At 45.8% G+C, this 12360-nt stretch carries 9 protein-coding genes; 1 reads left to right on the top strand and 8 read right to left on the bottom strand.

Annotated features, from left to right (window positions below; all coding sequences use genetic code 11):
• Positions 1 to 82: 82 nt before the first annotated feature.
• The 8 genes from QUB26_RS27620 to QUB26_RS27585 all read right to left on the bottom strand — a co-directional run bounded on the left by QUB26_RS27620 (position 83) and on the right by QUB26_RS27585 (position 10507).
• A complete protein-coding gene (locus QUB26_RS27620; protein ID WP_333320565.1) occupies positions 83 to 1435 on the bottom strand; it encodes a cytochrome P450 in 1353 nt (450 codons plus the stop codon).
• 342 nt (positions 1436 to 1777) lie between these two features.
• On the bottom strand, positions 1778 to 2284 hold the full coding sequence (locus QUB26_RS27615; protein WP_333240568.1) for a MogA/MoaB family molybdenum cofactor biosynthesis protein: 507 nt from the start codon (positions 2282 to 2284) through the stop codon (positions 1778 to 1780).
• A gap of 179 nt (positions 2285 to 2463) precedes the next feature.
• Complete coding sequence (gene psb28 / locus QUB26_RS27610; RefSeq protein ID WP_333240570.1) at positions 2464 to 2799, bottom strand: photosystem II reaction center protein Psb28; 336 nt, start codon at positions 2797 to 2799, stop codon at positions 2464 to 2466.
• Between the two features lie 336 nt (positions 2800 to 3135).
• The gene (locus tag QUB26_RS27605) at positions 3136 to 4599 is read right to left on the bottom strand and encodes a DUF1565 domain-containing protein (RefSeq protein ID WP_333320562.1); all 1464 of its coding nucleotides are present in this window, start codon (positions 4597 to 4599) and stop codon (positions 3136 to 3138) included.
• Between the two features lie 285 nt (positions 4600 to 4884).
• A complete protein-coding gene (locus QUB26_RS27600; RefSeq protein WP_333320560.1) occupies positions 4885 to 5481 on the bottom strand; it encodes a Uma2 family endonuclease in 597 nt (198 codons plus the stop codon).
• Positions 5482 to 5647: 166 nt separating this feature from the next.
• Positions 5648 to 7375 carry a hypothetical protein gene (locus tag QUB26_RS27595; protein ID WP_333320558.1) on the bottom strand — a complete coding sequence of 576 codons (1728 nt, stop codon included), beginning with the start codon at positions 7373 to 7375 and terminating at the stop codon, positions 5648 to 5650.
• Positions 7376 to 7534: 159 nt separating this feature from the next.
• Positions 7535 to 8515, bottom strand: a complete 981-nt coding sequence (locus QUB26_RS27590; protein ID WP_333320556.1) for an SMP-30/gluconolactonase/LRE family protein — start codon at positions 8513 to 8515, stop codon at positions 7535 to 7537.
• Between the two features lie 267 nt (positions 8516 to 8782).
• Complete coding sequence (locus tag QUB26_RS27585) at positions 8783 to 10507, bottom strand: zinc metalloprotease HtpX (protein WP_333240582.1); 1725 nt, start codon at positions 10505 to 10507, stop codon at positions 8783 to 8785.
• A gap of 226 nt (positions 10508 to 10733) precedes the next feature.
• On the opposite strand from QUB26_RS27585, the gene QUB26_RS27580 reads away from it, so the two are divergent.
• The gene (locus QUB26_RS27580) at positions 10734 to 12017 is read left to right on the top strand and encodes a glutamate-5-semialdehyde dehydrogenase (protein WP_333320554.1); all 1284 of its coding nucleotides are present in this window, start codon (positions 10734 to 10736) and stop codon (positions 12015 to 12017) included.
• Positions 12018 to 12360: the final 343 nt, after the last annotated feature.

Below are 12360 nucleotides of genomic sequence, written 5' to 3'. Positions count from 1 at the left end.
GTCCCGCCCGTCCAAAAAGGACGGGCGGGACGCCCATCCCACAATAACAATTAAAATTGTAAGTTATTTAATTCACTCTCATCTAACGCCGATCGCCCACAACCGTTAATCGGAACCGATCGGGCGGCACAAAGGTGATTCCCCGGCGCGCCGGACGAATTGGCCGATCGAGATTCGATACAAACTCACGGGAAGACAGCACCGTTGCTAAAACGAGCTTCATTTCAAACATCGATAACGCCATCCCGATGCAGCTTCGACTTCCGCCTCCAAACGGGAAAAATTCAGAGGCGGAAAACTTGCGATCTAAAAAGCGATCGGGATTGAACCGGGCGGGATTTTCGTAGGTTTCAGGGCGACGGTGGGCCAAATAGACACAGGGGATTAAAATCGTTCCCCGTTGATATGTATAGCCTTCGAGTTCGATCGTGCGTTTCACCTTGCGCGGCTGCGAAATTAAGGCAATTGGATAAACTCGCAGCGCTTCCTTGCAGACTGCTGTTAAGTAGGGCGACTGCGAAAGCGCGATCGGATCGGGATTCTCGCCTAATTCATCCAATTCCTGCCGCAACCTAGCAAGGCATTCGGGAAACTGATGCAGCCAGTAAAACGCCCAAGTCAAGGCCGATCCAGTCGTTTCATGTCCCAATAACAACAGCGTCATCAACTGATCGCGCAATTCTCGATCGCCGATCGATTCGCCGGTGTCGTAGCGGGCCATCATCAACACTGACAGAATATCCGTGCGAGACGAATCGAGAGAATGCGATCGCCTCTCGGCAATTTCCGCATAAATCAGCGAGTCAATCTGGGCCATCTGCTGCAAAAACTGCCCCCACGGACTCCAAGATCCCAAATTTTGCTGCAAGGGTTCAAAGAAAAATTGTAGGGAGTACAGCTCAGAGGTAATCGCCTCTAAAAGCCTGCTGAGCAAGTGTTTCAGGCGTTCGTAGCGCTCTCCCGGCACTAATCCAAAGACGACTTGCAAGATTACTTGCAGGGAAATTTCTGACATTTCTTGGCGGACTGCGATCGCATCTGGGGCTTTCCAGTCGATCGTCTGCTTTTTCGTCAAATCAACAATCAAATGCCCTTGACTGTGCAACTGTTCGCGATGCAGCGCGGGCATTAATAGCTGTCGCTGTCGCAGATGTCGCGGCCCTTCATTCATAATTAGGGATTCATTTCCCACCAGCGGGCGAAATACGTTGGTCACTTTGCCAAACTCAAAGGCATCGGCTAAGGTCGTAAACACCGCCTGAATCGCTTCTGGAGAGCCCAGAAACACTACGGGGGGCGAAGCGGGCCCCAACACGCGGGCGGTAAATGTATCGCCGTATTTGGCCCAGGAGCGATCGAAAAATGCGATCGGGTCAGCTACCAGCGAAAGCGTTTGGAACAAAGCAGGAGAACGAGATCCGGTAGGCAGCGTCATTCGATTTTAGATTTTAGATTTTAGATTTTGGATTGACTTGCGCGAGATAAATTCGGGGGCGTGAGGATTTTAGATTTTAGATTTTGGATTGATTTGCGCGAGATAAATCACGTGGCGGGTAGCACCTTTGAAATTCGCTTGTCATTGCAAAACTGGCGATACACAATCTTTCTAGTGTATATCGATCGACCTTGCACCCTGAAATTTATCTGCGAGCGATCGACGGTAGGCTAGAAACCGGGTTTCTGAGCGTAAGTCCTGATTAACTTACCAAAAGGCGATCGAGTCAAAGCTCGATCGAGCGCCCATACCGGATGCCAGCACAAAAACCAACTCCCGCCCTCACCCTCCGCGCAACTGCGTCACCAAGTGAACTAATTCCGGTAAAATTAGCTTTTCGACAGCTAGTTTCACGCCATTGCTAGAGCCAGGAAGAGAAAAGACTAACTTGCCTTGATACACGCCTGCAACTGCGCGAGAGGCGATCGCCCTCGAACCAATTTCTTGATAGCTCAAAAACCGAAATATCTCCCCAAATCCTGGTAAAATCCTGTCTAGCAAACTTTCCATCACATCATAGGTCGTATCTCGGGGAGCGATGCCCGTGCCACCGTTAAAAATGATTGCATCCACATCTTCACGCTGGGAAAAAGCCTGCATTTGCAATACAATTTTGGCCGCATCATCTTTAACAACAGTGTAAGCTACCACAGAGTGACCCGAATCTTTTAGCAGCTTCTTGGTTAACAAGCCACTCTTGTCTGTTTCTGCCGATCGCGTGTCGCTAACAGTAATGATAGCACAATTTACGGTTATTTTAGATAAGTCGGGGTGAGGAATTTGCGTCATATAACAGATATTTAAGGAAAAAGAAAGAAGCAAGAACGAAGAGGAAATCAGGAAAAGGGAAGAGGGAAGAAGTCATCAGTTAGTTGTGATTTGTTCGTTGTTAGTTATTCATTATCAAATAACTAATAACCAATAACCCATGCCCCATGCCCCATGCCCCATGCCCTATTCCCCATCAATTATGCCTTGCTAAATCCTAAACCGTTGGCTTCCGAGTAGCGTTCCATGAAACGCATAAATCGATCCCATTCTGCGGAACTTTTCATTAAATAAAGAGCTTCCAAACCCGCAGGCTGACCGTTGATGAACTTAGCCTTAACCTCACGAGTGAGGAGTTCGCCTTCGTCGTCGATCATGTACATTCCAGTAATGTCTTCGGTACTGGTGCTGCTGAGAGCTTTGGGATTTTCAAAGATAAACGTGGCAGTGCCTTGCTCTCCGCTTTTAGAACGGGTTAGGCGCACTTCGGGCACAGCATCTTCGTCTATACCCCGAGAGAATTGAATTTTAGCCATAATCTGACAGTCGAACCTTAAGGATTGCTTAATTTCTTAATGTTTAATCATAAAACGATTCGGGTACTAGCAAATCAAGACTTGGGAGAGGGGAAGCGGGTGAGAGTGGGTGAGAGTGAGGCAATCGGAGACAAGGGGGAGGGGAGATGGGTTGGTTCTTCTGAGATATTGCACCATTCTCCATAATCATTTCAGGGCGGGATCTCCTGCCCAACCCCTACGCCCCACAATAAAATCTACTCTTTGTGGAACAGGCATCCTGCCTGTTCTTAAGAATGGTGCAAGATGTGAGTTATTTGTACCCCAAGTTCTCCTCTCCCTTGTCTCCCAATTCCCTTAGACGATGTAGGGAGAGTTAATGGCCTCGGCCCGCTTTGTGGCTACCAGAGTTTGGTAGATGAGGGCGGATATCTCGCCACGGGTGATGTCGTGGGCGGGGGCAAGCTTTTCGCGCGCGGGATAGTTGACCACGATTTTACGCTCTGTGGCGGTTGCTATCTCGTCGGTGGCAAAACTGGGAATCTGAGCTCGATCGACATAAACGCTCAAAGAATTGGGGTTGCCGCCGCCCAACTGCAAGCCGTTTACCAAAGATACGATCGCCTGAACTCTAGTCAAATTCTGCTCCGGGCGAAACGTGCTGTCTGGATATCCAGCCAAAAAGCCAGCTCGATTAGCTTGGTCGATCGCTCCCTTTGCCCAAAAATCCGCCCCCACATCCTTAAAAACCGTCACATCACGGCGCGGCACCAATTCAAACGCCTTCGCCAACATAGCCGCATACTGAGCTCTAGTTACAATCTCGTAAGGTTGAAAAGTGCCGTTAGGAAACCCGCTAACAATATTCATCTTTGCCAAGCGATCGATAAAATCCTTAGCCCAATGCGTGCTGATGTCACTAAATTTTAGCCCTCCAGGAGTCGGAGTTGGCGTCACATTGCCCAAATCAAATAAACCTTTCACCCGCGAAGAATTGAGCTGATTTCCCACCGCAGAAATCTTAACCCCAGTCGCATTTTGCAAGTCGAATTCGCCGTTATTCTGAAAGATATTGCCGCCCAAATCTTTAGCATTCCCCATATCTGGCAGCGACTTTTCCTCCGCAGTCAAACCGTATTCCGTATTTTTTTCAATGCGATTATTGCGTAAAATCGGCTGAGATTCTCCTGCTAAAACTATACCGGAGCGATTTTCCAAAATTTGGTTATCAGCAATCAAAGGAGCCGACTGAGCTTCCAGAGAAATGCCGAAATCCGTCTTTTGAAAAATATTGCGCCGTATTACTCCCTTAGCAGTTCCCGCCATAATCACCCCAGCCGCAGAGTTTGCCACAAATATGTTGTCGAGAATCGCAGGATTAGCGCTACCCGTGGCAAAAACGCCTCCGCGCTTACAAAGTGTGAAAGTGCAGTTAGCCACAGTCGGAGAAGTTGACTCAATCCAGACTCCCGTGCCGCGACTATCAAGATTCGTAACAGTTACTCCCCGCAATTGGGAATTACTTGCTAGCAGTAGGGTGATATTTTGGCCCGCAGCGGTGGGACTGACAAATTTGCCGCTGCCTTGAATTAGAATGCCTCTACCTTTGTTAGTTTCATTGCCAATAACTTTTACTCCCGATGGAATTTCCAAGGGGAATTTTTCACCACTAGCAGCGCTGTAAGTTCCCGGTGCTAACTGAATCGTAGTTCCCGATGCAGCGCGACTGACGATCGCGCGGGCTATAGTTTTGAATGGAGCCGATTGAGTGCCGGCCGCGGAATCGCTGCCTGTTAGCTGGTTGACGTAAAGTGTTGTCATGTTTTTGTTGAAGAGATAATTGGCGATCGAGCTTTTGTGCAATTTTCATTGTCTGCGAACTTGACCCTGGATATATATTCAGCTTTTATCAGGAAGACACCCACAGGGGATGACAACCATAGGGGAATTGCCCTACAAAGGACTATATTTCTCCTTACCAGAAACAGCAAATATCCGATTTATTAAAGAAGTCAGGTATCTGGATTTTCTATTAAACATCTCCAAAAAAGCAAGCTTTGAACAGGCAAGATGCCTGTTCCACAATAATTATTGGAGATGTCTATTTCATTCGCAGACAGTCGAGATTCCCTGGCCGAAAACCTTAACCGCTTCAGCCAAATCAGTTTCACCCATTAAAATGCAGCGTCTTAGCAAATCGATATCCAGCGTTTCCAATCCTGACAGTTGACTCTGAATTACTTGCTCGTAGCCATCTTCCCGAAGATGATACAGCCGCAGCGTGCCATCTTCCCAAAACCAGATTTCAGGCACGCCCAAAGCTCGATATTTTGGCAACTTGCTCAGTCCACCGCTAGTATAAACCACCTCGATCGACAAATCGGGAATCAACTTAGTTTCTCCCAAACAAAACGATTTGTCTGCTTGAGTAGAAGCTTCTGGCGTCTTCTCCTGCGTCATTGAACCAGAAGGGTAAAACTTAATACCTTGTTGCAGCAGAAAAGTAGTCACCAAGTAACCAATGATTTCCGAAAAATTTTCGTGTTGGAATCCCGGCATCAGAATCTCGATCGCCCCTGCAAAAAAAGACAACTTTATGCCAGGGGAATCTTCCGAAACCTTCTGGATTAACTTGAATTGCTCCCAAGTGCCGTTGAGCACCACTCGCCCATCGAGAGTTTCCCGATCGAGAACTTGTGTCATTGACCCGCACCATTATCTCCTATTGGCATTATAACGCATTGTGCGATCGCTCCTACAGAAGATCCGTGCAGCAATTGTAGCTTCAAAATCCGAACAGTTATCTCTAGTTCCCAGGCTCTTCCTAAGAACACATATCCCAAGGCTCTGCCTCGCCTTAACTCCCAGCCTATTTCACAATACAAGACGCATCCAAAACCACTAGAATTTCATTCTGAAAAACCGCACAACTTGTCATTGCTGAAGCTAATGCGGGAATTTTCCCTTGTTCGAGAGAAAGGCTCGCCTCCGGTATAGAATCAAATTGATTTAGCCAGCCATCATCCTTTATATACTGAAGACTCAAAGCATTGCGATCTATCATCCAAAAATCAACTCCATATTGATTGATAAAATTTTGCAATACAGCTCGATCGGGAGTGTATTGAGCGCGAATTAAATCGTTAAGTCGCTGCAGATATCTGCTGTAGTAGCCTTTCTGATACGGCACTGCATATTCTTTTGCCACCAGAACCGAACGCTGGCTAAAGGTTGGCAAATGATCCGTATCGGTCGCGATCGAAGCAATCAATATATCTTTAGGTTGTTGCTCAAAAAATTTGTACAAAGCTGGCATTTTACCTTCTACATACCCGACAGTGGGGAATTTTTTGACCAAGGCGGGATAAAGGACAACGGCGATAGCGATTGTCGCTGTCGTAATTAGTGCCACTAGATTTTTTAAATGAAATATTGTTGCTGTTTTTGATGCCCAATGACCGACTCCATCGATAATTAAAGTGAGGGCGATCGCAGTTATTAAAACAACAATAAATCGCAAGCTGTAAGCTGTATATCTACCTGGTTGATATAGCTTAAAAATGGTAGCGTGAGCCGCAAAAAACATCGCAGATGATGCTAAAAATAGCTGAAGCAAAAGCCAGATTTTGCTTTGAATCTGATTTGCTAAGGGAAAAGCCGATCGCAAAAACAGCAGCAGCGGAAATAACAGCCCGACACAGTGAGTTACAGGCGTAAACAGCGACTTGGGAAACATCCCGCTACCCCGCCCTGTCAGCCAATAATCTACCGGATTTGAGCGAAAAAAAGCATTTCTGCCACCTGGTGCAAATTCGGCCATTTGCTTCGCTTCTGCTGCGGTATAAGTTGGGCCAAATTCAGAGTTATCTAAAGCATAGGGCAGCATTACTAAAAATATTAATCCCAAACCTGTACTGCAAAATAGGTAATTTGTGCGATCGCCCGACAAGCGCAAACTGCCCTTTTCCCAGCATAGCAGGCGCAAAACTAAAATTCCAGCAGCAACCAAGGCGTAAGGAGGATAGAATAGTCCGATCAGCGCGATCGCCCCCAAACAAGGCAGCAACGAACTGCGCGACAAATAATATAAAAAAGCCAGAAATATCGGATAGATAAAAGCTCTTGGCGTTGTGGAAGCCAAATCATCAGTCATCCACATATGCTGATTTAACAGCAAAGATGCAATAAATCCAGTCATCGGCACTGGCAATATTTCTAGGCAAAGGCCAAAACAGTAATAGGTGGAGATTAAGCCGAGAAATAGTGGCAATATTTTGTGAAATAATAGCGGGTGAATGCCAACTGTTGCTGCTAATTTGTAGAGTGTGCTGTATCCTGCGGGGGCGACAGATTGAAAGTAATTAGCAATGAAATCGTTGGGGAATAATTCAGGATCGACAAACCGCATCATCCAGAAAACGTGCTGCCTCGCATCGTCTTGCACCATATACTCGGCGCTGAAGACTTGCTTGAGTCCTAAAATAGCATAAACTGCGGCAAATGTCAAGCTCAGTGTCAACCAAAATATTGTGTGCGATCGCGATGTGCGATCGACTGTAGCAGTCAGAAATTTGTGCAACCGAGCTATTAATACCATTTTAGATTTGAGATTTGAGATTTGAGAATTGGGAATGACTGATTTTGACAAGTAGGATTATATTATGCCAGGTCAATTACCCCTAATAAAAAGTGTTTGTAGTGAGGAATAAAGTCCTCACTACAAACCGCTTTACTTTCAACTTCGCCTTATTTTAGATTATTTTCCAGCCCGCACGCCCGCAATTTTAAGGCGAATCCGATAAAGACTTGTACTTCCCGTAATATAAAGCGTTTTGCGATCGCTTTCTCCCCAAGCCAAATTAGTCGCCGTCTCAGGCACAGAAATCTTCCCCAAAAGCTTGCCATCCGGCGAGAAAATCCACACTCCCCCCGGCCCGGTGCTGTAAACATTCCCCTCTACATCAACTTTTAAACCGTCGGGTACTCCGCTTTGACTGGCATCTTTTAACTCCGCAAAAAGCTGCTGGTTAGTAACAGTTCCGTCCGGTTTTACATCGAAAACAGCAATATATCCCGCTTCCGAATTGTTGACATAAAGTTTTTGCTCGTCTGGTGAAAAGGCGATGCCATTCGGCAGCACCAAATCCTTAACCAGCAGAGTTAATTTTCCGTCGGGTGCCAGCCTGTAAACACCGTAAAAGCCCAATTCTTCCTGCTCTTTACTAACACCGTAGGACGGATCGGTAAAATAAATGCTGCCATCGGATTTAACAACCAAATCGTTCGGACTGTTGAGCCGCTTACCCTCGTATCTATCCGCCAAGGTGATAACTTTTCCGTCCTTTTCTGTACGGGAGACGCGGCGATTTTCGTGTTCGCCAGTAAGTAAGCGGTTTTCTTTGTCTAAAGTATTCCCGTTGGCTTTTCCCGAAGGGCGGCGAAATACCTCAACTTGCTGATTTGAGCCAAATTTATAGATAATATTGGCGGGAATATCGCTGAACAGCAAAAAGCCGTCTGGATGCCAAATCGGGCCTTCTATAAATTGGAAATTGCTAGCTAGTTTTTCTAGTTTGGCGCTGTCATCGAGAATACTTTGCATGGTATTTTTTGTGTTCTGGTTTTCCGTTTTAGCGGTCATTTTTGTTAAGTTTCCGCTAAGTATTTCGCTAGGACTGCTGACTGCTAAAGTTAATACCATCAACAACAAACTAATTGTAGCAATTTTGATTGTCATGTTTGCTCATAAATAAATTATTTCCTTCCCGCCATAAGATTAACTATCTCCTTCTTTACTTCTTCCTTTCTTCTTTCTTTTCTCCAAGAGCGCTATCGCGCCCCTTCGCTAACAAATCTAAAGCGGTTCGTAAACTCACTCTTTTGTCCAGCAAAAAAGATGATTGAGAGCGGTATTAAATTTAATAGTACCGTATGGAACAAAAAAATTAAGCTCTAAAATGCGAGCTTAATTATATTTAACTTAAAAGGTTTTACCTGTCAACTGTTAAGCTGGAAATAAAACAAATAGCGCCGCAATACCAAGAACGATCGCACCGATACCCATCACAAAAGACCAGAAGCGGTGATAACTGTTAACCACCGTACCGCTATCGCTTTCAAGCTGAATCAAATCCATCCAAGGTGCAACACCCCGGCGGAACCAACCCAAAGTCCTAACATCCATCCCAATCAAACTTTCAACCCGTTTCATGCCAAACATAAAATTACCAATTGGCCCAAAACGAGAAGCATAGCGCAGATAAATCATTCCCGTTCTGTCTTGCAATTTCAAATCAGAACCAAACGCATAGCCCGCATCGCCGCGACCAATTAATTCGCCTTGTAGTTGCGCCGGTTGACCCCGCAAAGGACTTGCGTAAGGGTCAGACATTAAGGTTAAAACATCCAAATGTTCGGCTTGTTTGTAATTCGGGAACATCACCAGAGTTTTGAGCAAAATTCCCGTCCCCAAACCGATTAAAGGACAAGCAACCATCATCATCGGGTTTACAGCATACAGCGCAATGCCGATCGCAAAACCCACCGCTAAGCCCAGAGTTTCTGCACTGTACAGCAGCAAATCGAACACAAAATTGCCGTACAATCTCCGCTTGCTCAAATCGTTGCCTTCGCCGACAATCCGGCCCATGTCAAACTCAATATCCAAGCCTAATTGTTCGGCATAAGTGCTCAAAGCGCGAACTCGTTTACCAGTCAGCGGGTGAGTAGAGTTCAACTCCATCCACCAACCCCACGGATTAAACATATCCCACAAAAACACTCGCCCAATCTTTTCTGGTTCCGAAGAAATCCTGTAAGCAGTGCCAGTAGATGTGGCAGCTTTGGCATCGTAAATGCCTAAAGCGCGAGTTCCTTCTAATAAGCTGCTGGGTTCTGTTGCTCTTTGTCCTTCTTCCAAAATACCGTAAGCAATTTTTACCAAAGCGCGGGATAAAGCATTGGGATTGCCCGTAGTTTCGGCAGCAAAATGGTCGGCAAAATATTCTCGCGTCCGCGACAAATATAGCAATAAATAAGTGCCGGCGATGTAAAACAAATAAGCAACAGCAGCTACCGTACCGGCCGCATCTTTAGCTTTTTCCCCACCACTTCTACCCATTCTTTGAGTTGTAGTGTAAATTAAATAAGTAATCTGCACCAAAGTCGAAGCTAAAGTCATTACTGCAAAGTCCCAGTGGACGATGTGACCGAGTTCGTGGGCGTAAACAGTGGCAATTTCCTCGTCGTCTAAATAGGTAAAAAGACCTTGACTGACGACTAACCGAGCGCTGTTGGGAAATGAACCGTAAGTAAAAGCAGTAGGGTTTTGGTCGTCGATAATTCCTAAACGCGGACAAGAGAGTTTTTTCTGCTTGCAAACCTTCTGAATAACTTTAGCTGTTTCGGGACTTAGGCTTTCAATTTCTGCTAGGGAAACCCAGCGAGTATGGTATAGCCAATTTTGGCTTAAGTCCATCAAGTAAGGTGATAGGAAAAAAGCAGCGATGTTAAAAATCAGAGTTATGGGAAGTGCGATCGCCAACCCGGCGACTGGATCGGGACTGCTGAGAATCAAAACAGAGGCTAAAGATAGCGCTAACACCATACCAAACAGCAGGCTGATGGTGACGCCGGAAGCTAAAACGAGATTTCCGCCAGTTTTCTGTATCAGTTTAACGCCGGCTTTGGCTGCTCGCCCTGCCTTGCGTAAAGGGGCATGAGATGACATAATAATCTCCAAAGGTTATTGACAAAAGGAAATGACCGTGGGATTTTATCTATACTTCACTGTTTTAACCTGTTAATGCGGATTGCTGTAAGGGGTCTCAACAAAAATATAGAATTTCCTCTAGAATTGTTAAGACTGAAAACCGCCCCCAAATTTATTTTTGCGGATTCAATTCCAAACTCAAAATTCAAAACCGAACAATCAAAACTATTTAAAAGTTACTGCCATGTCTATTATTGAAATTGCCCAAAAAACGCGCGGATCTGCTAGAAAATTGGCAGTTTTGTCCGCTGAGGCCAAAAATCAAGCTATTGAAGCTATTGCGAAAGCTTTAGAAGCTGCTGCGCCGGATATTGTGGGGGCGAATGCTGCTGACTGCAAGGCGGCTGAGGCTGATGGAATTGCGAAACCGCTGTACGATCGCCTCAAGTTGGATGAGAGCAAGTTGAAAAGTGCGATCGCGGGCGTGCGAGACGTTGCGAAACTCCCAGATCCGATCGGTGTCGTGCAAATCCACCGTGAATTGGATACAGGATTAATTCTGAAGCGCATCACCTGTCCTTTGGGCGTTTTAGGCATTATTTTTGAAGCGCGCCCAGAAGCTTTAATTCAGATAGTATCCTTGGCAATCAAATCAGGAAATGGCGTCATTCTCAAAGGTGGCAAAGAAGCAGTCCGTTCCTGCGAAATCTTGACAAAAGTGATACATCAAGCATTAGCAGAAACAGCGGTTAATCCAGAAGTCGTGCAGTTGCTGACGACGCGGGAAGAAACAATCGAACTGCTGAAAATGGATGAATATGTAGATTTGATTATTCCCAGAGGTTCTAATTCCTTCGTGCGGTTCGTGCAGGAAAACACGCGGATTCCCGTGTTAGGACACGCCGACGGAATTTGTCATTTGTACGCAGACAAAGCAGCGGATATTCAGAAAGCCGTAGAGATTTGTGTAGATGCAAAAACCCAGTATCCCGCCGCCTGCAATGCCATTGAAACCTTGTTAGTTCACAGGGCGATCGCCCCCAGATTCCTGCCCGCTATCGCCACAGCTTTGCAGCAGAAAAAAGTCGAACTTCGGGGAGACGAAAAAAGTCGCGCCATCCTCGAAAATATTGCCGAAGCGACAGAAACCGACTGGTCTACAGAATACAGCGATTTGATTTTGTCAATCAAAATAGTAGATTCTGTGGAAGAGGCAATTAACCATATCAATACATACGGTTCCAGACATACAGATGTCATTGTTACCGAAGACAGCCAAGCCGCCGAAACTTTTTTAAATGGAGTCGATGCGGCCGGAGTTTATCACAATTGTTCGACTCGATTTGCCGACGGTTTCCGCTACGGCTTCGGTGCAGAAGTGGGGATTAGCACGCAGCAAATGCCACCTCGCGGGCCTGTTGGTTTAGAGGGGTTAATTACCTATAAGTATCGAGTTGTTGGAAATGGCCATATTGCGGCTAGTTATGTAGGGAAAGATGCTAAGGAATTTACACATCGGGATTTGTAAATCCTCGATAGCCGATTAAACCCGACAATAAAAAAGCCTGTAGGGGCGGGTTTTACAAACAATATTTGATGTTCACGAACAATTTATATAAACCCGCCCCACACAGCAGATAATCCAGATTAACCTGATGTTCGATCGCAGGCGAAAAATGTAGATTTAGATTGGTCGTTGGGTGGGGGCGGGTTGATTATATTTTTGGTTGATAACATAGATGGTTGGTAAAACCCGCCCCTACGATATCCTGTAGATACTGAATCTTAACCACAGGGTGGGGGCGGGTTGATTATATTTTTGGTTGATAACATAGATGGTTGGTAAAACCCGCCCCTACGATATCCTGTAG

The sequence above is a fragment of the Microcoleus sp. B4-C1 genome (genome assembly GCF_036705285.1).
In the GTDB taxonomy this organism is placed as follows: domain Bacteria; phylum Cyanobacteriota; class Cyanobacteriia; order Cyanobacteriales; family Microcoleaceae; genus Microcoleus.
The sequence above is the reverse complement of the archived record's forward strand: the minus strand, read 5'-3'. Positions and strand labels throughout refer to the sequence as shown.

Coding starts and splice junctions, on each gene's coding strand:
- QUB26_RS27605 (WP_333320562.1), bottom strand. CDS start 4,599: ATGACAACACTTTACGTCAACCAGCTAACAGGCAGCGATTCCGCGGCC.
- QUB26_RS27590 (WP_333320556.1), bottom strand. CDS start 8,515: ATGACAATCAAAATTGCTACAATTAGTTTGTTGTTGATGGTATTAACT.
- QUB26_RS27600 (WP_333320560.1), bottom strand. CDS start 5,481: ATGACACAAGTTCTCGATCGGGAAACTCTCGATGGGCGAGTGGTGCTC.
- psb28 (WP_333240570.1), bottom strand. CDS start 2,799: ATGGCTAAAATTCAATTCTCTCGGGGTATAGACGAAGATGCTGTGCCC.
- QUB26_RS27615 (WP_333240568.1), bottom strand. CDS start 2,284: ATGACGCAAATTCCTCACCCCGACTTATCTAAAATAACCGTAAATTGT.
- QUB26_RS27585 (WP_333240582.1), bottom strand. CDS start 10,507: ATGTCATCTCATGCCCCTTTACGCAAGGCAGGGCGAGCAGCCAAAGCC.
- QUB26_RS27620 (WP_333320565.1), bottom strand. CDS start 1,435: ATGACGCTGCCTACCGGATCTCGTTCTCCTGCTTTGTTCCAAACGCTT.
- QUB26_RS27595 (WP_333320558.1), bottom strand. CDS start 7,375: ATGGTATTAATAGCTCGGTTGCACAAATTTCTGACTGCTACAGTCGAT.
- QUB26_RS27580 (WP_333320554.1), top strand. CDS start 10,734: ATGTCTATTATTGAAATTGCCCAAAAAACGCGCGGATCTGCTAGAAAA.